Raw genomic sequence first — 20,856 nt, 5'->3', positions numbered from 1 at the left:
GCGCGGCCCGCGGCAGCCGCTCCGCCGGCGCCCGCGCGACGGTCGGCTTCCCCGCCGCCCTCGCTCAGCCGCCGTCGCTCAGCCGCTCCCGCCCAGGTGACGAGCACGGCGCCGCCGGGCCGGGCACGCCGTGCGCCGGGCGGCGCTCACTGACCGGTGACCACCGCGGCCTGCGGCCGGATCGGCAGCCGGTTGACGGGCCGGCCCGTGGCGGCCCGTACGGCGGAGGCGACGGCCGCCGGGGAGGTGACCACCGGCACCGCGCTGACCGCCTTCGCCCCGAACGGCGCCACCACGTCCCGTTCCTCGACCAGCTTCACGATCCGGATGTCGGGCGCGTCCAGGGCCGTCGGCAGGGCGTACCCGGTCAGGTCGGGATGGCGGATCAGCCCGCGCGGGGTGCGCAGGTTCTCCGTCAGGGCGATGCCCACGCCCTGCGTGACACCGGCCTCGATCCGGGCGGCCAGCTGGGCCGGGTTCAGCACCCGCCCCACGTCCTGCGCGACGGCCAGCTCCACGACCCGCACCGAGCCGAGCTCGATGTCCACGTCCACCACCGCGCGGATCGCGCAGAAGGCCAGGCCCACGAAGGCGTCGCCCTGCCCGGACTCGTCCAGCGGTTCGGTCGGGTGCGGGCGGCACTGGGCGGTGGCCCACAGCTCCTTGCCGTCCATCGCCTCGGTGACGGTCGTGGAGAGCACGCCGTCGTACGAGGTGATCTTGCCGTCGGTGATCTGGAGGAGCTCGGTCGACATCCCGAACTTGTGCGCCAGGGGTTGCAGCACCTGGGTGCGGACCATCTTGGCCGCGCGCTCCACCGCGCCGCCCGACACCCAGGTGTGCCGGCCGCGGCAGCCCGCGCCCGCCGGCGGCTGGTCGGTGTCGACGGGCGCCACGTGCACCTCGTCGATGCCGAGGGTCTCCTGGACGATCTGCCGGGCGAGGGTGGTGAAGCCCTGGCCGGTCTCGACGGCCGCGCACAGCACGGTCGCCACGCCGTCCTGCACCTTCACGGTCGCCGTGGAGACCTCGTCCGCGCCCTCCGCGCCGAGCATGTGCACCATGCCCAGGCCGTAGCCGACGCCCCGGCGCACCGCGCCCGGTTCGCCCGCGCCCTCGGGGCCGCCGGGCAGCAGCCACTCGTCCTCGGGGGTGTCCTTGGGCAGCGGCGGCAGGGGGTGGTCCCGTACGGCCTGGAGGAGCTCGGCGACCGGCGCCGGGCAGGTCACCGTCTGGCCCGTCGGGAGGACGTCCCCGGTGGCCATGACGTTGCGCAGGCGCAGTTCGGCCGGGTCGAGGCCGAGCTTCTTGGCCAGCTTGTCCATCTGCGCCTCGTAGGCGGCGCACACCTGCAGGGCGCCCTCGCCGCGCACGTGCCCGGAGGGCGGGTTGTTGGTGCGCACGGCCCAGCCCTCGATGAAGGCGTTCGGGACGACGTACGGGCCGCAGGCGAAGGCGACCGCGGCGGCCAGGGCGTCCGAGGAGGTGTCCGCGTACGCGCCCGCGTCGAGCAGGATCTGCGCCTCGACCTTGACCAGCTTGCCCTCGGCGTCGGCGTGGTGGCGGTAGCGCAGCAGGGTGGGGTGCCGGTGGGCGTGGCCGAGGAAGGACTCCTCGCGCGTGGCGGTGAGCTTCACCGGGCAGCCGGTCTTCAGCGCGAGCAGGCCGAGCGGCAGCTGGAAGCCCTGGTCCTCGCGGTCGGCGGTGGCGCCGGGCACGCCGGTGACGACGATCTTCACCTGTTCGGGTGCCAGGCCGTAGCAGGCGGCGGCCGTGTCGCGGTCGGCGTGCGGGTCGGTGGAGGCCAGGTACAGCTCCACGCCGCCGTCCGGGCGGGGCACGGCCAGGCCGGCCTCGGCGCCGATGGGGGCGGGGTCCTGGCGGCCGATGCGGTACAGGCCCTCGACGACGGTCTCGCCGTGCGCCTCCGGGTCGCCGTGGCGCAGCGGGATGTGCCGGATCAGGTTGCCGTCGGGGTGCAACGGTTCGGCCTCGAAGGCCTGCTCCGGGTCGGTCACCGGGTCGAGCACCTCGTACTCGACGATGACGGCGGCGGCGGCCATCCGCGCGGTGTCCGGGTGGTCGGCGGCGACGGCGGCGATGGGCTCGCCGTGGTGGCGCACCACCTCGGAGGCGAAGACCGGGCGGTCGGCCGTGCCGCGGCCGTGCAGCGGGCTGCCGGGGACGTCCTCGTGGGTGACGACGGCCCGGACGCCGGGCATCTCGCGCGCGTGGGTGGTGTCGATCGACAGGATGCGCGCGTGCGCGTGCGGCGAGCGCAGCACCGCTCCCCACAGCAGGCCCTCGGCCCACAGGTCGGCGGCGTAGGGGAAGGTGCCCTCGGTCTTGGCGCGCGCGTCGGCGGCCGGGAGCGAGGCGCCGAGGCCGTGCGGGATCGCCTCGGGGGCGGGGGCGGCCTCCGCGGGCTGCGCGGCCTGCGCGGCCTGCGCGGTGGCTGCTTCGTTGCTCACGCGGGGCCTCCGTCCTGACCGTAGGGCTGGTCATGCGGTGCGGGCTGCGGGAACGCCGCGGGGTTGACGCCCCCCGCGCCGGGTCCCGCCTGGTGAGGGATGCGGGCTTCGTCGGCGTCCGCCTCGGGCGCGTCGGCGGAGGCGTGCGCCTGCCGCTCGGTGACGACCTCCTGGACGGCCTGGACGACGCCCCGGTAGCCGGAGCAGCGGCACAGGTTGCCGCACAGCGCCTGGCGGGTCTCCAGCTCGGTCGGCGCCGGGTTGCCCTCCAGCAGGTCGTGCACGGTCATCGCCATGCCCGGCACGCAGAAGCCGCACTGCACCGCGCCGCACCGGGCGAGCGCCCGCTGCACGTCCGACGGCTGCCCGTCGACGGCCAGGCCCTCGACGGTGCGGACCTCGCTGCCGGCCGCGGTGACGGCCGGGACCAGGCAGGAGGCGACGAGCCGTCCGTCGACCTGCACGTTGCACGCCCCGCACTCGCCCTGCGAGCAGCCGTCCTTGGCGCCCGCGAGGCCGAGGCGCTCGCGCAGCACGTACAGCAGCGACTCGCCGATCCAGGCGTCGGAGACGGGGCGGTCGGCGCCGTTGACGCGCAGCACGTACGAGGCGAGGGGGTGCTCCTCGCCCACCGGCGGGCGGGCCGCGTCCTGCGGCGCGGCGGCGTCCGGGTCGTCGGGGGCGGCCTGCCCGGGCGGCACCTCGGCGTCCGGGGCGCCGTCCGTGGGCGCGCCGTCCGGGGCGTCGGGGCCGTCGGCCGGGGCGGTGCCCTCGGCGGCCTGCGGCCCGGTGTCCGCCTCGGCAGCGGCCGGCTCCGGCTCCGCCGGGGCCTCGGAAGGCCCCTCAGGGGCTTCTGGGGCCCCCGGGGCGTCCACGGCGTCCGCGGGGGCCTCACCGTCGCCCTGGGCGCGCTGTGAGGCGTCCGCGGCGACGGGGGCGGGCTCCGGGGCGGGACCGCCGGGCACCGCGTCGGACGCCTCCCCGGGCGCCGGCTCGGCGTGGTCCGCCGGGGCGGGGACGTACGCGGCCGGCTGCTCGGCGCCGGCCGGGACCGGCTCGCCGGGCGCGGGCCGGTCCGGGCCTGACCCGTCCGCGGCGTGCTCGGCGTGCTCGGCGTGCTCGTGCGGGTGCCCGTCGGGGGCGGGCCCGGCCGCCGCGGGCGGCTCCGGGGCGTGCGGGCCCGGCTCGCCGGGTGCGTGGACGCCGGCCGGGTGTTCCGGCGCGCGGGGGTCCGGGGCGTGCCCGCCCGCGGCCTCGGACGGGAATCCGGGGTCGGCCGGGTGCCCGGGCCCGTGCCCGGGTCCGCCCGGGTACTGCTCCGCCTCGGGCCCGGCCTCGTCCCGCACGGTCCCGGCACCGGCCTGCGCGGGCCCGTGCCCGGCCGTCTCCGGGTCCGAGGGCGCGCCGGGTCCCCAGGGCTGCCCGGCCGCCTGGGTCGCCCAGGGCGCGGCGGCGCCGCCCGGCAGGGTGGCCGGGGGCGTGCCGCCCCACTGCTCGACCAGCGCGGACGTGGTGAACTCGCCCGACTCGTCCGGCAGGTCGCCGCCCGCGACGGGGATGGACCACTGCCCGGTCACGTCGTGGCCGGGGGCCGGCGGCGCGGGCTCCGCGGCCGCGGCCTCCTCGAAGCTCCACTGGCCGGTGGCGCCCGGGTTGTACGTGAACCTGTCGTGCGCGGTGTGCTGGTGCGCCCCGGGATCGTGCCCGTGCGGGTCCTGCCCGTGCGGGTCCTGCCCGTGCGGGTCCTGGCCGTGCGGGTCCTGGCCATGGGGATCCTGCCCGTGCGGGTGCGCCCCGGCGTGCGGGTCGTACTGCCCGTGCCCGGCGCCACGGCCGTACGGGTCCTCACCGGCACCACGGCCGTACGGATCGCTCCCGGCGCCATGGCCGTACGGGTCCTCCCCGGAGCCATGGCCGTACGGGTCCTCCCCGGCGCCGTACTGCTCGTGCCCGGGCTCCCCGCCCTGCCGGCCGGGGGCGTGCGCCGCGTGCGGGTCGTGCCACCGGGCGCCGTCGACGGGCCCGCCCGGCGCCTGCCAGGAGCCGGTGGCGGCGGGGTCGGTGCCGGCGGTCGTGGCGGGGGTGACCGTTATCTGCGGGGGCACGTAGCCGTGGCCGGGCGCGGCGAGGGGGCTGTCGGTGCCGGCCAGCAGGGCGTCGACGCCTCCCTCGGGGAGCTTGACGAAGGCGGTGGCCCCGTCGTCGTAGTCGCCCTGCGGCAGCGGGTCCCAGCGTCCGCCGCCCTGGGGCGTGCCCTCTCCGTGCTGGTCGTCGGTCACGACAGCGCCCTCCCCAGTGCTCGTCGGGCCAGCGCGGCGACGGTGCGCCGCAGGTGCAGTACGGCGGGCGGCAGCGGCGGGACGGAGCCGTCCTCGGCCGGGGCCGGATCGGGGATGCAGGCCGCGGCGACGTACTCGCCGAACGCGGTCAGCGCCTCCGGCACGATCGCCCGGTTGTTGTCCCAGTCGATGAGCTGCGCGACCCACTGCTCGGCCTCCAGGGGCCGCAGCGGCATCGGCGCTATGGCGCCGACGGCGCACCGCACCCCGCGCCGGGCGGGGTCGAGGACCAGGGCGACGGAGGCCACCGCCCGCCCGGGACCGGTGCGGCCGGTCGCCTTCAGGAAGACCTGCGGGGCGTGCAGCAGCGGCACGCGCACGTAGCCGATGAGTTCGCCGGCGCGCAGCATGTCCACCCCGGCCAGCAGGTGCGACACGGGGATCTCCCGGCGGGCCCCGCCCTGGCCGGCGATGATCAGCGTCGCCTCCAGGGCGGCCAGCACCGGCAGCGCGTCCCCGGTGGGGGCGGCCGTGGCGATGTTGCCGCCCAGGGTGCCCGCGTTGCGGATGTGCGGCGGGCCCGCGGCGCGCGCGGCGGCGGCGAGCGCCGGGATGAGGGCGGCGAAGTCGGGGCGGCCCATGCGCGCGTGCGTGAGGCCCGCGCCGAGCAGGGCGTGACCGTCCAGGTACTGCCAGCCGCGGATCTCGCTGATCCGGCCGAGACCCACCAGGGCGGCGGGCCTGAGCTGCCCGGAGTTGACGGCGGCCATCAGGTCGGTGCCGCCCGCGACGGGCACGGCGGCGGGCGTGGCGGCCAGCGCCGCCACTGCCTCGTCCAGCGTCGTGGGCAGCGTCACGGCCTGCGCCGCCTGCGGTGCGTGCGTGGTCAAACCGGCTTGCCCCTTCCCGCTGCCCCACCTGGTCCCACCTGTGTTGCCGTACGGTACGTGCTGACAGGGCGGACGTGGCAACTCTGGCACATCTTCGCAAGCGCCGAAGACGGGGGTCCGCTAGGAGGCATTCGCCCACCTCACCCGGGAGATGGTCCGTTTTCGCACGGCTTCGCCGGTGCACGCCGATTGGCACTCTTCGGTGACCCTTGCGTTCTTTTTCCGTGACGTGTTCGGGCCCGCGCACGCGCGTGCGCTACCGGGCGGGGGGCGTGCCGTCGATCGGGCGCCCCAGGACGCCGGGGCGCTTCTGCCAGGGCAGCGGCCCGGCGGGCGGCCGGTAGGAGACCCCGAGGGCGTCGAGCCGCCGGTAGTGGGCGGCCATCCGCCGCTCGAAGTCCGCGAAGTCCCGCTCCGCCGGGGCGGGCAGGCGGCTCCAGGCCACCTCGGCGAAGGCGGCGAGCCGGGGGAAGGCCTGGTAGTCCACGCGCGCGGCGTCCTCCATCACCTCGGTCCACAGGTTGGCCTGCGTCCCGAGCACGTGGCGGGCCTCCCCGGGCGTCAGCTCCGGCGGCACGGGCTCGAACCGGTAGACGTCCTCCAGGGTGCGCACCCACCCGATCGGGACGGGCTCGTCGGGGCCGGCGTCCTGGCGGTGGTCCAGGTACACCTGCTGCTCGGGGCACATGACGACGTCGTGCCCGGCCCGGGCGGCGGCGATGCCGCCCGCGTAGCCGCGCCAGGAGGACACCGCCGCCCCCTCGGCCAGTCCGCCCTCCAGGATCTCGTCCCAGCCGATGAGCCGCCGCCCGCGCGCGGCGAGCCACCGGTCGAAGTGGCCGACGAACCACGCCTGGAGCTCGTCCTCGTCGCGCAGCCCGAGTTCCCGGATGCGCGCCTGGGCCGTCGGGGAGCGCCGCCACTGGTCCTTGGGGCATTCGTCGCCGCCGATGTGGACGAACTCCGAGGGGAACAGCTCCAGGACCTCCTCGAAGACCCCCTCGTAGAAGCGCAGGGTGCTGTCGGTGGGGGCGAGCACGTTGGGATTGATCCCCCAGGTGTCCCACACGGTCAGGGCGGTGGTGTCGACGACGTCGGTGTTGCCGAGTTCCGGATACGCGGCGATGGCGGCCTGCGAGTGCCCCGGCACGTCGATTTCCGGGACGACGGTGATATGCCGTTCGGCGGCATAGGCGACGATCTCCCGGATGTCGTCCCGGCTGTAGTGGCCGCCGTGCGGTTTGTCCTCCCAGAGGGGCGAGGCGCGGTGGCCGATTTTCGTGCGGGCGCGCCAGGAGCCGATCTCCGTCAGCCGCGGGTACCGCTCGATCTCGACGCGCCAGCCCTGGTCGTCCGTCAGATGGAAGTGGAGGACGTTGAGTTTGTGCGCCGCCATCAGGTCGAGGTAGCGCAGCACGCCGTCCTTGGGCATGAAGTGCCGGGCGACGTCGAGCAGGAGGCCGCGCCAGCGGAAGCGGGGCGCGTCCTCGACGCGGAGCAGCGGCAGCCGCCACCGCCGGCCGGGCAGCGGGGCGCGCCGGAAGGCGTCGGGGCCGAGGAGCTGGCGCAGCGTCTGGGCGCCCCAGAAGAGCCCGGCGGGGCCGCCGCCGGCCAGGTGCACGCCGGCCGGGGTGACGGCGAGGCGGTAGCCCTCCTCGCCGAGGTCCCCGGTGACGGCCGGGTCGAGGGACAGCCGGACGACGCCGGTCCCCTCCGTGCCGCTGGGGGCGAGGGGCAGGCCGGTGGCGGCGGTGAGCGTGGCGCGCAGCCAGCGCTCCGTGCGCTCCGCGCCGGGCTCCGCGGCCAGCGTGGTGTCCGGTCCGAGTTCCAGGAAGCGCGGCCCGTCCTCCGTCACGTGCCCGGGCCGGGGAATCAGGTTCGTCACGTCACTCCTTCACCGCGCCGCCCAGTCCGGAGACCAGCCGCCGCTGTACGAGTACGAAGAAGACCAGCACCGGGACCGTCATGACCGTGGAGGCGGCCATGACCCCGCCCCAGTCGGGCTCGTCGGGTTTGTAGAACACCAGCAGGGCCATCGGCAGCGTCGACAGGGAGGTGTCGCTGATGATGAACGACTTGGCGAACAGGAAGTCGTTCCAGGTGGAGATGAAGGAGAACACGCTGGTGGCCACCAGGCCCGGCAGGACGAGCGGGAAAAGGATCTGCCAGAGGAATCTGGCGCGGCTCGCCCCGTCGATGTAGGCGGCCTCCTCCAGGGCTTCGGGAACGGCTTTCACGAATCCCCGCAGCATCCAGATCGCGAAGGGCAGCGAGAAGGCGATGTGGGGCAGGATCAGGGCGCCCAGTGTGTTCAGCTGGCTGGCGTCCCGCATGACGAAGAACAGGGGGATGGTGAGGGCTTCGACGGGCACCATCTGGGCCACCAGGAACATGATCAGCAGGGTGGTCCGGAAGCGGAACCGGAATCGCGTCACGGCGGTCGCGGCGAGAAATGCGATCAGGGCGGAGGCGATCACCACACAGCCCGCCACGACGAGGCTGTTGAGGAAGTAACGGCCGAATTCCTGCTGCCCGAAGACGCGTCGGAAGGAGTCCAGCGAGGGCGCCGAGGTCCACGGCCGCGGCTCGGCCGACTCGATCTCGCCGGCCGGCCGGAAGGCGCCGAGCACCATCCAGTACAGCGGGAAGGCGACGAGCGCCGCGACCAGCAGCGCGGACGCCTCGGCGGCCAGCCGGCCGGGGCGCCGCACCCGTGCGTGCGGAAGGTTCACAGTTCCTCCCCCTGGCGGCGCAGCAGCCGCAGGTAAACCAGGGTCACGGCGAGCAGGATCAGCAGCATGACGACGCCGATCGCGGAGCCGAGGCCGTACTGCGAGGACGCGAAGGCCTGTTGGTAGGCGTACACGTTCAGCACCAGGTTCTGTCCGGCGATGCCGCCGCCGTTCGTCATGACGTAGATCTGGGTGAAGACCTTGAAGTCCCAGATGACCGACTGGATCGTGACGACGACCAGGATCGGGCGCAGCATCGGGGTGAGCACCGAGCGCCAGATCCGCCACTGCGAGGCGCCGTCCAGGGCGGCGGCCTCCAGCACCTCGGCCGGCACCGCGCGGATCCCGGCGTACACCGTCACCATCACGAACGGGAAGGAGCACCAGACGACTTCGAGCAGGACGAGGAAGAAGGCGCTGTAGCGGCCGTACGTCCAGGAGAAGTCGCCGATGCCGAGGATCCGGTTGACCGGGCCGAAGTCCGGGTCGAACAGGAACAGCCAGACCGTGGAGCCGGTGACGGCCGGGGTCGCCCAGGCGCCGAGCGCGGCCAGCATCAGGGCGAGCCGCGGCACGGCCCGCACGCGGGTGAGCAGCACGGCGAGCGCGCAGCCCACCGCGAGCGTGGACACCACGCAGGCCGCCGCGAACACCACGGTCGCCAGCAGCACCTGCCAGAACCGGTCGTCCCCGAACAGCTCGGCGTAGTTCCCGGCCCCCCGGAAGACGGCCGGCTCCCCGCCGCTGACCTGGGCCTGGGTGTACTCGAAGACCGAGATCAGCCCGAGCTGGTACACCGGGTAGACGAGCAGCCCGCCGAGCACGACGAGGGCGGGCGCGAGGTACAGCCAGGGAGTGCTCCGGTGCCCCGGCAGGCGCGGGGCCGTGGCGGACCCGCGGCGGCCGCCGCGCGGGCGCGGAAGGCCGCGCTCCACCCGTGCCCGCTCGGCGGCCTGCGCGCGCGAGGGGGCCGTCATCCGGCGGAGCCGAACGCGTCGTCCATCTTCGCCGCCGCGTCCCCCGCCGCGGCGGCCACGCTCTTCCGGCCGCTGACGACCTCCTGGAACATCGTCGGCAGGACCTGGGAGGAGTCGATCCGCGACCAGGCCGGCGAGGCGGGGACGAACTTCGTGCCCGCGGCGAGGGTCTCGACGAACGGCTTCACGAACGGCTCCTTCGCCGCCGCCCGCTGCCGCACGTCCGCGAAGGTCGGCAGGAATCCCATCGCGTCGAAGAGCCCGGACTGCGTCTCCTTGGACGCCAGCCGCTTCATCAGGTCGACGGCGAGGGTGCGGTGCGAGGTGCTCCTCAGGACGCCGACGTTGTTGCCGCCGGCGAAGGCCGGGGCGATGGAGCCCGCCCGCACGCCGGGCAGCGGGACGACGGCGTACTTCCCCTTCACCGCCCCGGCCTCCACGGCCGCGTGGCTGAAGTCGCCGCCGATCGCCATGGCCGCCTTGCCGGCGGCGAACGCGGTGACCGTGTCGTTGCCGCCCATGCCCGCGCACTTGGCGGCCGGGCAGTTGTCGTCGCCGAAGAGGGAGGTGTACGCCTCGATGCCCTTCCGGGCGGCCGGGGAGTCGATGGCGGAGACGTACGAGCCGTCCCGGCCGGTGGCCAGGTCGCCGCCGTGGGCCCAGACGAAGGGCAGCGCGCCGTAGGTGTAGGCGCCGCCGACGACGAGCCCGTACAGCCCGGGCCTGGCGGCGCGGACCGCGCGGGCGGTGGCGGCCAGCTCGTCCATGGTCCGCGGGACGTCCAGGCCGAGTGCGTCGAAGACGTCGGTGCGGTAGTACAGGGCGCGGACGCCGACGTAGAGGGGGGCGCCGTAGACCTTGCCGTCGACGGCGACGGACTGCCGGGCGGTGGGGTCGGTGTCCTCGGCCTCGTCCCAGGCGGTGAACTCCTCGGTGACGTCGAGGAGTCCGCCGTCGCGGACGTGGCCGGCGGTGTCGGTGTTGCCGAACTCCATCACGTCGGGCGCGGACCCGGGGTCGTTGAAGGCGGCCTTGACGCGCTGGGCGCGGGTCTCGACCGGGATGTACTCGACGTCGACCTCGGTGTCCGGGTGGGCCTTCTCGAAGGCGGCGACGACCGTGTCGACGACCTTCTCCTTCGGGGCGTTGCCGACCTCCTGGAAGAGCCAGACCCGCAGGGTGCCGGTTCTGTCGTCACGGTCGGAGGAGGTGGTGCCGGAGGTCTGGGGGGCGCAGGCGGCGGAGACGAGGAGGGCCGCGGTCAGGGCGGCGAGGCGGACGGGCAGTTTCATGGCGTGCTCCTCCGAGAGGGCGTTGCAACATGCGCAATGATGGTTTCGCTGTGCACAACACCTCGGAGGCTAGAGACCGCGTGAACATGCCGACAAGAGGTCTCCACCACTCTGTGACCCGCCGGCGCACTCCGTGCAACGCCCGGACAGCACAAAGGCCCCCAGGGCACGCGAAACGCACCCTGGAGGCCTCACACCCGCCGGACGGGAAGGGCTACTTGTCGCCGCCCTTGCCCTTGTCGTCGCCGCCGGATCCCATGGACTCGTAGATCTCCTTGCACATGGGACACACGGGGTACTTCTTCGGGTCGCGGCCCGGCACCCACACCTTGCCGCACAGCGCCACGACGGGGGTGCCGTCGAGGGCGCTCGCCATGATCTTGTCCTTCTGGACGTAGTGGGCGAAGCGCTCGTGGTCGCCGTCGCCGTGGGACACCTGCGGCGTCGGCTCTACGAGGGTCCCCGTACCAGTCCCGCGCTCGGGCTCAAGAGTGCTCATAGCCCCAAGGGTACTGAAGCTCACACCCGGCGGATGAGCGAAGGGGCGGCCTCCGCCGCGGCCCTCCGGCCGGGCCCTCAGTTGAGCGTGGGGTCGTCCGGGTAGGTGGCCACCATCGCCAGCTCGTTGCGCTGGCGGCGCAGCACTTCGCGCCAGAGCCGCTCCGGCGCCGGGGAGGAGACGTCACCGGGTTCGGACTCGACGACGTACCAGGCCCCGTCCACCAGCTCGTCCTCCAGCTGGCCCGGGCCCCAGCCCGCGTACCCGGCGAAGATCCGCAGGGAACCCACGGCGGAGGCCAGCAGTTCCGGCGGCGCCTCCAGGTCCACCAGACCGATCGCGCCGTGCACCCGGCGCCAGCCCAGCGGGGCCGCCTCCCCGGACGCGCCGCCCGGCACGACGGCGACGCCGAGGGCCGAGTCCAGCGACACCGGGCCGCCCTGGAAGACGACGCCGGGCTCCCCGGCGAGGTCCGCCCAGCCCTCCAGGATGTCGCCCACGCCCACCGGGGTGGGGCGGTTGAGGACGACGCCGAGGGAGCCCTCCTCGTCGTGGTCGAGAAGGAGCACCACCGCACGGTCGAAGTTCGGGTCCGCCAGGGCGGGCGTGGCCACGAGCAGCCGCCCTGTGAGCGAGGACACCTCGGTCATGCCAGACATGATCCCGCATCTTCCCGCCCCGTGGGGAGGCAATCCGGGGCACGGGCGTGCGCGCAGGTCGGAGGAGGCGCGCGGCGCCCCGTGCGCGCACCGGCGGTCGTGACCCCGCGTGCCCGGCGCGGAACGGTTCGTGTTGTGACACAGCCATGACCTCGCTGAGCCGTCCTCGGGCTTACAGGACGGGGCCCGGCGGCCATTACTCTGTCTCTTCGGCCCCTGCCCAACTCCACGGAACGCGAGATTCATGACCGTCAACGGCGCTGATGACGTACTGCTTGTCCACGGCGGAACTCCGCTGGAGGGCGAGATCCGTGTCCGCGGTGCGAAGAACCTCGTGCCGAAGGCCATGGTCGCCGCCCTGCTGGGCAGCGAGCCAAGCCGGCTGCGCAACGTTCCGGACATCCGTGACGTGCGCGTCGTACGCGGTCTGCTCCAGCTGCACGGGGTGTCGGTCCGCCCCGGCGAGGAGCCCGGCGAACTGGTGCTCGACCCCACGCGCGTCGAGAGCGCGAACGTCGCCGACATCGATGCCCACGCGGGTTCGTCCCGCATCCCGATCCTGTTCTGCGGCCCGCTGCTGCACCGCCTCGGCCACGCCTTCATCCCCGGCCTCGGCGGCTGCGACATCGGCGGCCGGCCCATCGACTTCCACTTCGACGTGCTGCGGCAGTTCGGCGCGACGATCGAGAAGCGGGCGGACGGCCAGTACCTGGAGGCCCCGCAGCGGCTGCGCGGCACCAAGATCCGGCTGCCCTACCCGTCCGTCGGCGCGACCGAGCAGGTGCTGCTGACGGCGGTCCTCGCGGAGGGCGTCACCGAGCTCTCCAACGCGGCCGTCGAGCCGGAGATCGAGGACCTCATCTGCGTCCTGCAGAAGATGGGCGCCATCATCGCGATGGACACCGACCGGACCATCCGCATCACCGGTGTGGACAAGCTCGGCGGCTACACCCACCGCGCGCTGGCCGACCGCCTGGAGGCCGCCTCCTGGGCGTCCGCGGCGCTGGCGACCGAGGGCGACATCTACGTCCGCGGCGCCCAGCAGCGCTCGATGATGACGTTCCTGAACACCTACCGCAAGGTGGGCGGCGCCTTCCAGATCGACGACGAGGGCATCCGCTTCTGGCACCCGGGCGGCCAGCTGAAGTCCATCGCGCTGGAGACGGACGTCCACCCGGGCTTCCAGACCGACTGGCAGCAGCCCCTCGTGGTCGCCCTGACGCAGGCCACCGGCCTGTCGATCATCCACGAGACGGTCTACGAGTCCCGTCTGGGCTTCACCTCCGCGCTCAACCAGATGGGCGCCCACATCCAGCTCTACCGCGAGTGCCTGGGCGGCTCGGACTGCCGCTTCGGCCAGCGCAACTTCCTGCACTCGGCCGTCGTGTCGGGCCCCACGAAGCTCCAGGGCGCCGATCTGGTCATCCCCGACCTGCGGGGCGGCTTCTCGTACCTGATCGCGGCGCTGGCCGCCCAGGGCACCTCCCGGGTGCACGGCATCGGCCTGATCAACCGCGGCTACGAGAACTTCATGGAGAAGCTCGTCGAGCTCGGCGCCAAGGTCGAGCTGCCGGGCAAGGCCCTCGGCTAGCCGACGGCCCTCCGCACGCCGATGGGGCGGTCACCCGAGTCCGGGTGACCGCCCCATCGGCGTCTTGCGGGAACGCCCCCGAGGGGGGCGCGGGGACCTGCGTGACCGGCCACAGCCGGCCGGCAGCCGCCCACGGCGCCGGGCCGGCGCGGCGCTCACGCGCTCGGGCTTACTTGCCCTTCGCCGCTTCCTTGAGCTTGGAGCCCGCGGAGACCTTCACGCTGTAGCCGGCCGGGATCTGGATCGGCTCGCCGGTCTGCGGGTTGCGGGCGGTGCGAGCGGCACGGTGGGTGCGCTCGAAGGTCAGGAAGCCGGGGATGGTGACCTTCTCGTCGCCCTTGGAGACGATGTCGCCGACGACCTCGGCGAACGCGGCCAGCACGGCGTCGGCGTCCTTGCGGGTCACCTCGGCGCGGTCGGCCAGCGCGGCCACCAGCTCACTGCGGTTCATGTTGTTACTCCCGTGTTCATCTTGCCGTTGAGGCGTCGAAGCCGATGCTGCCAGGGTCCTCGGTGAGTCCCCGGACCCGGGTCCTTGTGTGCCGGACCCTCGCGCCCAGGGACGCATCCTGCCTCTACCTGCGGCGGTAAAGCCAATCCGGCACCCGCAGGAGTCGTGAGAACACCCTTGGGAGTCACACGATGAGAGGGCCTGAGCCTGGCCGACACGATAGAGGGCGCCACCGACACGTCGGTTCCCCGACGCGCCGTCGCCGGGCCGGCCGTGGCGAGCCTCACAGCCCGTCGCAGGGCGGCCCTCAGGAGGCCGGCGCGGCCACCGCCCTGGCGGCCTCCCGGACCGCACCGGCCACCGCGCCCGCGACCTTGTCGTTGAAGACGCTGGGCACGATGTAGTTGGGGTTGAGCTCGTCCTCGGTCACCACGCCCGCCAGCGCCTTCGCGGCCGCGAGCATCATCTCGGTGTTGACCGTGCGGGACTGGGCGTCCAGCAGGCCGCGGAAGACGCCCGGGAAGACCAGCACGTTGTTGATCTGGTTGGGGAAGTCGGAGCGGCCGGTGGCCACGACCGCCGCCGTCTGACGGGCGATGGCCGGGTCCACCTCGGGGTCCGGGTTCGCGAGCGCGAAGACGATCGCGTCGTCGGCCATGGCGGCCACGTCCTCGCCGTCCAGGACGTTCGGGGCCGAGACGCCGATGAAGACGTCGGCGCCGCGCACGGCCTCCTTCAACGTGCCCGCCAGGCCCTCGGGGTTGGTGTTGTCGGCGATCCAGCGCAGCGCCGACTCCGGGGCCGCGTCGACCAGGTCCTCGCGGCCCGCGTGCACCACGCCCTGAATGTCGGCGACGACGGCGTTCTTCACGCCCGCGGCGAGCAGCAGCTTGAGGATGGCCGTACCGGCCGCGCCGGCGCCGGACATGACGACCCGGACGCTGTCCATCGACTTGCCGACCACGCGCAGCGCGTTGGTGAGGGCGGCGAGGACGACGATCGCGGTGCCGTGCTGGTCGTCGTGGAAGACCGGGATGTCCAGGGCCTCGCGCAGCCGGGCCTCGATCTCGAAGCAGCGGGGGGCGGAGATGTCCTCCAGGTTGATGCCCGCGAAGCCGGGGGCGATCGCCTTGACGATCTCGACGATGGCGTCGGTGTCCTGGGTGTCCAGGCAGATCGGCCAGGCGTCGATGCCCGCGAACCGCTTGAACAGGGCGGCCTTGCCCTCCATGACGGGCAGGGCGGCCTTCGGGCCGATGTTGCCCAGGCCCAGCACCGCCGAGCCGTCCGTCACGACCGCGACGGAGTTGCGCTTGATGGTCAGGCGGCGGGCGTCCTCGGGGTTCTCGGCGATCGCCATGCAGACGCGGGCCACACCCGGCGTGTAGACCATGGACAGGTCGTCACGGTTGCGGATGGGGTGCTTCGACGCCATCTCGATCTTGCCGCCGAGGTGCATGAGGAACGTACGGTCCGACACCTTGCCGAGCGTGACGCCCTCGATGCCGCGCAGCTTCTCGACGATCTCGTCCGCGTGTCCGGTGGAGGTGGCCGCGATGGTCACGTCGATGCGGAGCTTCTCGTGACCGGACGCGGTGACGTCGAGGCCGGTCACCGAGCCTCCGGAGGACTCCACGGCGGTGGTGAGCTGCGAGACGGCCGTTCCGCTCGCGGGCACCTCCAGCCGGATGGTCATCGAGTAGGAGACGCTGGGCGCCGTTGCCATGGCCGACTTCCTCTGCTTTCACCGTGTCAAGACATTCGTGCCGTCCGATCGTCGCACCTACCCCTGAGTACGCGGTAGCCGCCCTGGATTGCGGACGTTAAGTTCACAGGGTGGGTGTGAGATTCGGAAAACATCTTTCACGATACGAGAAGTGATCGGCCAGTGCCGCCACAGCAAAGAGGCCCACGTCACATCGGACGTGGGCCTCTCGCTCGTTCATGACACCGACCCGCCATGCTCGCCTCGCGGCAAGTGGTCGCTCGTAGCGACGAAGGTTGGGCCCGGGGGCTTGGATCGGGCCGGTGTCACGTCCAGGCTAACAAACGGATGGCGCCGGGCCATTCCCGCCGCGGGAAAAGATCCGCCCGATCAGTCCCGCAGCAGGTCGGGCACCCCCGCCGCGTCCGGTTCGTCCCGGTCGCCGGAGACCACCGTGAGCTGCTGGGTGGCCCGGGTCAGGGCGACGTACAGCACCCGCAGGCCCGCCGGGGACTCGTCGGCGATCTCCGCCGGGGAGACCACGACCGTCGCGTCGTACTCCAGGCCCTTGGCCTCCAGGCTGCCGAGCGCCACCACGCGGTCGCCGAGTCCGGCCAGCCAGCGCCGGGCCTCCTCGCGCCGGTTCATGGCGACGACGACGCCGATCGTGCCGTCGACCCGGTCCAGCAGCCGCGCGGCCTCCTCCCGGACCGTGTGGCCCAGCGAGTCCCGCACGACCGTGAAGCGCGGCTCCACGCCGGTCGAGCGCACCGCGGACGGCGACTCGGCGCCCGGCAGCGCCAGGGCCAGCACCCGCGCCGCCAGCTCGGCGATCTCCGCGGGGTTGCGGTAGTTCACGGTGAGGCGGAAGCGGCGGCGCGGGCGGGTGCCGAGCGCCTCGTCGCGGGCCTCGGCCGCCTCGTCGGGGTCGGACCAGGAGGACTGGGCCGGGTCGCCGACGACCGTCCAGGTGGCGTGCCGGCCGCGCCGGCCGACCATCCGCCACTGCATCGGCGTGAGGTCCTGCGCCTCGTCGACGATGACGTGGGCGTACTCGGTGCGCTCCTGCGCCAGCCGCTCGGCCCGCTCGCGCTGGGTCTCCTCGCGCACCGGCATCAGCTCCTCCAGGCCGGTGAGCTGGTCCAGCGGGTCGAGCTCGCGCTTCCTGCGGGGGCGGGCCGGGGCGCCGAGGATCGCCTGGAGCTCGTCCAGCATCGCGATGTCGTGCACCGAGTGGCCCTCGCGCCGCAGGGAGCGGGCCACCTTGCGGACCTCGCCGGGGTTGAGGACGCGGCGGGCCCAGCGGCCCAGGCGCCGCTCGTCCGCCATGGCCGCCAGCACGTCCCGGGGGGACAGCTCCGGCCACCAGGCGTCCAGGAACGCGATGAACGCGTCCTCCGACGTCACGTCCTCGTCGAAGGAGGAGCGCAGCTCGGCGGCCAGCTCCGGGTCGGTGTGCCGGGTCGCCCCGCCGGACTTCTCCCACAGGGCGTCCAGCAGCAGTCTTCGCGCGCGAGGACGCAGCAGGTTGACGGGCGCGGTGCCGCCCAGGGCGGTGCGCCGGATCCGGTCCAGCTCCTCGGCCTCCAGCTCCAGCCGGCGGCCGAAGGCGACGACCCGCAGGCGCTGCGGCGCGTCGTTCAGCTCCAGCGCGCCGCGCGCGGCCTTGCGCAGCACCCTGAGCATGCGGGAGGAGCCCTTGGCGCGGGCCACCGCGGGGGAGTCGTACAAGGTGGCCTCGGCGCCGTCCACCAGCGAGCCGATGGCGCGGATGGCGACCTGGCCCTCCTCGCCCAGCGAGGGCAGCACGCCCTCGGTGTACGCGACGAGCAGCGGGGTCGGCGAGACGATCAGGATGCCGCCCGCGTACCGGCGCCGGTCCTGGTAGAGCAGGTAGGCGGCCCGGTGCAGGGCGACGGCGGTCTTGCCGGTGCCGGGGCCGCCCTCGACGTACGTCACCGAGGCGGCGGGGGCGCGGATGACCAGGTCCTGCTCGGCCTGGATGGAGGCCACGATGTCCCGCATGGTGTGGCCGCGGGCCTGGCCGAGCGCGGCCATCAGGGCGCCGTCGCCGATGACGGGCAGCTCGTCGCCGTCCAGGAACGCCCGCAGCTCGGGACGCATCAGGTCGTCCTCGACGCCGAGCACCCGGCGGCCCTTGGAGCGGATGACGCGGCGGCGCACCACCCGGCCGGGGTCGACCGGCGTGGACCGGTAGAAGGGAGCGGCGGCGGGCGCCCGCCAGTCGATGACCAGCGGGGCGTAGTCCTGGTCGAGGACGCCGATGCGGCCGATGTGCAGGGTCTCGGCGATGTCGGCGGTGTTGTCCGGGCGCACGGCGCCCTCCGCCGGCTCGACGGCGGTGTACGCGCCGTCCGGCCCCTTCTTGCCGTCCCTGCCGAGCAGCAGGTCGATGCGGCCGAAGAGGAAGTCCTCGAACTCGTTGTTCAGCCGGCTGAGGTGGACGCCGGCGCGGAAGACCTGCGCGTCCCGCTCGGCCAGCGCGCCGGGTGTGCCGACCTGGCCGCGCTGGGCCGCGTCGTTCATGAGGAACTCCGCCTCGTGGATCTTCTCCTCGAGACGGCGGTACACCCGGTCCAGGTGTTCCTGTTCCACGCTGATCTCACGGTCTCGGACGGAGTCGAGCGCGGTTTCCTGTTGCGCCTGAGCGGCCACCGGGCCCCCTTCTGACGTGCTGGGCAGCCGTCCACCGTACGCGAAGGGGGACCGGAAAGGCTACGCGTCGACCTCGACGAGCCTCTCGCCTTCGAAGGTCATGACCTCGAAATGGTCGATCTCGTTCGGCTGCGGCGCGGCGGCGCCCTGGATGTACAGGGGCTGCTTGGCCTGGTCGGTCTTGGCGTCCGGCAGGCCGTAGCCCCAGTTCGGCACGGACCAGGAGGTCAGCGTCCAGCGCTCGCCGTTCTTGCCGACGGCGATGAGCGAGCACTTCTCCGGGCCCTTGACGTTCTTCAGCTCCAGGACCGCGTCGGTGCCGTAGGGCTTCTCCTGCAGGGCGATGGTCGCGGTGACCTTGGTGTCCGGGTCGGTGGCGGAGACCTTGTCGGTCATGAGCCCGAAGGCCTCCTCGGCGGCGCTCGCCACGACCGGGCGGTTGGTGGCGCCGCCCCCTCCCCCGCCGCCGTCCCCGCCCCCGCCGCCGCTGGTCGCCACGGCGACGAACGGACCGCCGATGATCAGCGCGCCGGCCGCGGCCACCATGTAGAAGTTGCGGCGGCGCTTCTGGGCGCGGCGCTCGGCGACCTCGTCGACGAGCTTCTCCACCAGGCGCGGACTGGGCTTGGCCGACAGCGACTCGCCGATCGCCGGGGTGCCGGCGCCGGGGAGGTCCGCGAGCGCGGCCAGCATCGGTTCCATCCCGGCGAGCTCGTCGAGCTGCTGGGCGCACCATTCGCAGGTCGCGAGGTGGGCCTCGAAAGCGGTTGCTTCGGCGTCGTCGAGAAGCCCGAGGGCGTACGCGCCGACGGTCTCGTGCTCATTCGGCGCCGGAGATCCCTGCATGGAGCCAGACATACCCGCACCGCCCGCGCCGAATCCCTGATATCCCCCGTACCCGCTCATCACGCCGTCACCCCCCGCTCCTCCAGTGCCAGCTTCATCGAACGCAGGGCGTAGAACACCCTGGAGCGGACGGTGCCGCTGGGTATGCCCAGGGTCTCGGCCGCCTCGTTGACGGTACGCCCCTTGAAGTACGTCTCGACGAGGACCTCCCGGTGGGCCGGGGTCAGGTCGTCGAGCGCGTCCGACAGCGTCATCAGCCACAGCGCCTTGTCGATCTCGTCCTCCGCGGGGATGACCTCCAGCGGCGACGGATCGACCTCCTGCGGCCGGGCCTGCCGGCTGCGGTGGCCGTCGATGACGATGCGCCGGGCGACCGTCACCAGCCAGGGGCGTACCGATCCGGTCGCACGATTGAGCTGACCGGCGTTCTTCCAGGCACGGATGAGCGTCTCCTGCACGACGTCCTCGGCGCGCTGGCGGTCTCCGGCGACGAGACGCAGCACGTAGGCGAGCAAGGGTCCGGCGTGCTCGCGGTAGAGGGCGCGCATCAGCTCCTCGTCGGGTTCCGACGAGGGCTGGGACATGCGATGTCGGGCCCTCGTTCCACGTTCCTTGGCCACGGCCGCATCCTTGCGCACGCCCACCTCCGGTGTCCGGGGGTTCCCCCAGTCGGTCGCTCGCCCACCCGTACGGAGAGGGGCCGCCGGATGTTCAAAGCGGGGCGACAGTTTTCTGCGGGGTGACGTGACGAGCGGGACATGCGGCCACATTCCCCCCGCTCGTTCTTTACATTTCCGACACAGGCGGCAAGGAGAAGTCCGCTGCCCCTACGGGACCGTAGGGAAACGCGGTGTTACGCAGATCACGTCCGCGGCGCACGCCCAACTGCCGCACGGCGTCGGCGGGTACGGCGTCCGGCGCCGGGGCCGGGTGCCGGGTCCGGGTGCCGGGTTCAGGTGCGGGCGAGGGCCGCGCGGCGGCGGTGCCGGGCCACCCTTTCGCGGTTCCCGCAGACCTCGCTGGAGCACCAGCGCCTGCGGTGCCCCCGTGACGTGTCCAGGTACACGATCGGGCAGTCGTCGCCCGCGCACTGGCGCAGGGCCGCCCGGGCCACGGGGTCGGTGAACAGGTCGACGGCGTCCCGGGCCACCGCGCCGAGCAGCGCGGCGCACTCCGGCGGGGCGGTCAACCGCCGCTCCAGCGCGCCGTCTTCGCCGCGGACCGCGCGCGGGGCCGGCGGCGCGGCGCGCGCCAGGTCGTTGACCCGGGCCAGCGCCCGGTCCTGCGCCCGCCCCCCGGGCGCCTGCCAGGACCGCACCAACAGGCCGATCTGGGTGCGCAGTTCGCAAAAGCCGGCCAGCCAGGAGGCGTCCGCGTGGGCCAGCGGCGTGCCCGCCGGGACGAGTCCGCAGCCGGTGATCCAGGCGCGCAGCACCTCGACGGAGCGCAGCCGCTCACCGGGATGCGCGGTCGTCAGCAGGTCCAGGCAGATCCGCCCCGCGTCGAACCGCAGCTCGTGGGGGGCCGTGTCCGTTCCCGGTGCCATGCGCCTGTCACCGCCTAGGGGCCCCGGTCGCGCGGGGCGGGTGGGATGCCGGTGGGAGGGCGGGGAAACCGCTCCCTCCCACAGTGCCCGCCCGCGGACGCGCCCGGAACCCCCCGCGGGGGGGGGGGGGGGGGGGGGGGGGGGGGGGCCCCCCCGCCGCCCCCCCCCCCCCCGCCCCGGCCCCGGGGCCCCGGGGGGGGGGGGGCCGGGCGGGGGGGCCGCGGGCCGGGCCGCGCGCGCAC

At 73.9% G+C, this 20,856-nt stretch carries 16 protein-coding genes; 1 reads left to right on the top strand and 15 read right to left on the bottom strand.

Annotated elements, in window-relative coordinates; all coding sequences use genetic code 11:
- Positions 1–146: 146 nt before the first annotated feature.
- The 9 genes from ACIF8T_RS00080 to ACIF8T_RS00040 form a co-directional block, all read right to left on the bottom strand.
- Complete coding sequence (locus ACIF8T_RS00080) at positions 147–2,471, bottom strand: xanthine dehydrogenase family protein molybdopterin-binding subunit (protein ID WP_400029479.1); 2,325 nt, start codon at positions 2,469–2,471, stop codon at positions 147–149.
- Entirely contained in the window at positions 2,468–4,750 is a 2,283-nt protein-coding gene (locus tag ACIF8T_RS00075) for a 2Fe-2S iron-sulfur cluster-binding protein (protein ID WP_400029477.1), read from the bottom strand. Before ACIF8T_RS00075 ends, ACIF8T_RS00080 begins: the two co-directional genes overlap by 4 nt.
- Positions 4,747–5,640 (bottom strand): FAD binding domain-containing protein, encoded by an 894-nt coding sequence (locus tag ACIF8T_RS00070; protein WP_400029475.1) that lies wholly within the window; start codon positions 5,638–5,640, stop codon positions 4,747–4,749. The genes ACIF8T_RS00075 and ACIF8T_RS00070 overlap by 4 nt, the downstream gene beginning before the upstream one ends.
- Before the next feature lie 256 nt (positions 5,641–5,896).
- Positions 5,897–7,525 (bottom strand): beta-N-acetylhexosaminidase, encoded by a 1,629-nt coding sequence (locus tag ACIF8T_RS00065; RefSeq protein WP_400029473.1) that lies wholly within the window; start codon positions 7,523–7,525, stop codon positions 5,897–5,899.
- Between the two features lies 1 nt (position 7,526).
- Positions 7,527–8,372, bottom strand: coding sequence for a carbohydrate ABC transporter permease (locus ACIF8T_RS00060; protein WP_400029471.1), 846 nt, complete (start codon positions 8,370–8,372; stop codon positions 7,527–7,529).
- Complete coding sequence (locus ACIF8T_RS00055; protein WP_400029469.1) at positions 8,369–9,349, bottom strand: carbohydrate ABC transporter permease; 981 nt, start codon at positions 9,347–9,349, stop codon at positions 8,369–8,371. Before ACIF8T_RS00055 ends, ACIF8T_RS00060 begins: the two co-directional genes overlap by 4 nt.
- Complete coding sequence (locus tag ACIF8T_RS00050; protein ID WP_400029467.1) at positions 9,346–10,641, bottom strand: extracellular solute-binding protein; 1,296 nt, start codon at positions 10,639–10,641, stop codon at positions 9,346–9,348. The genes ACIF8T_RS00055 and ACIF8T_RS00050 overlap by 4 nt, the downstream gene beginning before the upstream one ends.
- A 214-nt stretch (positions 10,642–10,855) precedes the next feature.
- Positions 10,856–11,140, bottom strand: coding sequence for a DUF3039 domain-containing protein (locus tag ACIF8T_RS00045; RefSeq protein ID WP_030610517.1), 285 nt, complete (start codon positions 11,138–11,140; stop codon positions 10,856–10,858).
- A 77-nt stretch (positions 11,141–11,217) separates the two neighbouring features.
- Positions 11,218–11,790, bottom strand: a complete 573-nt coding sequence (locus ACIF8T_RS00040) for a YqgE/AlgH family protein (RefSeq protein ID WP_400029465.1) — start codon at positions 11,788–11,790, stop codon at positions 11,218–11,220.
- 253 nt (positions 11,791–12,043) lie between these two features.
- Here ACIF8T_RS00040 and murA point away from each other — a divergent pair, with 253 nt between their 5' ends.
- Complete coding sequence (murA, locus tag ACIF8T_RS00035; protein ID WP_400029463.1) at positions 12,044–13,390, top strand: UDP-N-acetylglucosamine 1-carboxyvinyltransferase; 1,347 nt, start codon at positions 12,044–12,046, stop codon at positions 13,388–13,390.
- Positions 13,391–13,559: 169 nt separating this feature from the next.
- On the opposite strand, the gene ACIF8T_RS00030 is transcribed toward murA, so the two are convergent.
- From ACIF8T_RS00030 to ACIF8T_RS00005, 6 genes are all read right to left on the bottom strand, one after another.
- Positions 13,560–13,841, bottom strand: a complete 282-nt coding sequence (locus ACIF8T_RS00030) for an HU family DNA-binding protein (RefSeq protein ID WP_003950507.1) — start codon at positions 13,839–13,841, stop codon at positions 13,560–13,562.
- Between the two features lie 307 nt (positions 13,842–14,148).
- Positions 14,149–15,567, bottom strand: coding sequence for an NAD-dependent malic enzyme (locus ACIF8T_RS00025; RefSeq protein ID WP_400029460.1), 1,419 nt, complete (start codon positions 15,565–15,567; stop codon positions 14,149–14,151).
- A gap of 369 nt (positions 15,568–15,936) precedes the next feature.
- Positions 15,937–18,222, bottom strand: coding sequence for a HelD family protein (locus tag ACIF8T_RS00020; RefSeq protein ID WP_400029458.1), 2,286 nt, complete (start codon positions 18,220–18,222; stop codon positions 15,937–15,939).
- Between the two features lie 60 nt (positions 18,223–18,282).
- Positions 18,283–19,128: an anti-sigma factor family protein gene (locus tag ACIF8T_RS00015; RefSeq protein ID WP_400029456.1), complete on the bottom strand. Its 846-nt coding sequence runs from the start codon at positions 19,126–19,128 to the stop codon at positions 18,283–18,285.
- Positions 19,128–19,712 carry a sigma-70 family RNA polymerase sigma factor gene (locus ACIF8T_RS00010; protein WP_400029454.1) on the bottom strand — a complete coding sequence of 195 codons (585 nt, stop codon included), beginning with the start codon at positions 19,710–19,712 and terminating at the stop codon, positions 19,128–19,130. Before ACIF8T_RS00010 ends, ACIF8T_RS00015 begins: the two co-directional genes overlap by 1 nt.
- A 308-nt stretch (positions 19,713–20,020) precedes the next feature.
- Positions 20,021–20,614 (bottom strand): CGNR zinc finger domain-containing protein, encoded by a 594-nt coding sequence (locus ACIF8T_RS00005; protein ID WP_400029453.1) that lies wholly within the window; start codon positions 20,612–20,614, stop codon positions 20,021–20,023.
- Positions 20,615–20,856 lie beyond the last annotated feature (242 nt).

The sequence above is a fragment of the Streptomyces sp. NPDC085946 genome (genome assembly GCF_044540485.1).
Taxonomy (GTDB): Bacteria; Actinomycetota; Actinomycetes; order Streptomycetales; family Streptomycetaceae; genus Streptomyces.
Note: the sequence above shows the minus strand (reverse complement) of the source record. Positions and strands in the feature narration are given on the sequence as shown.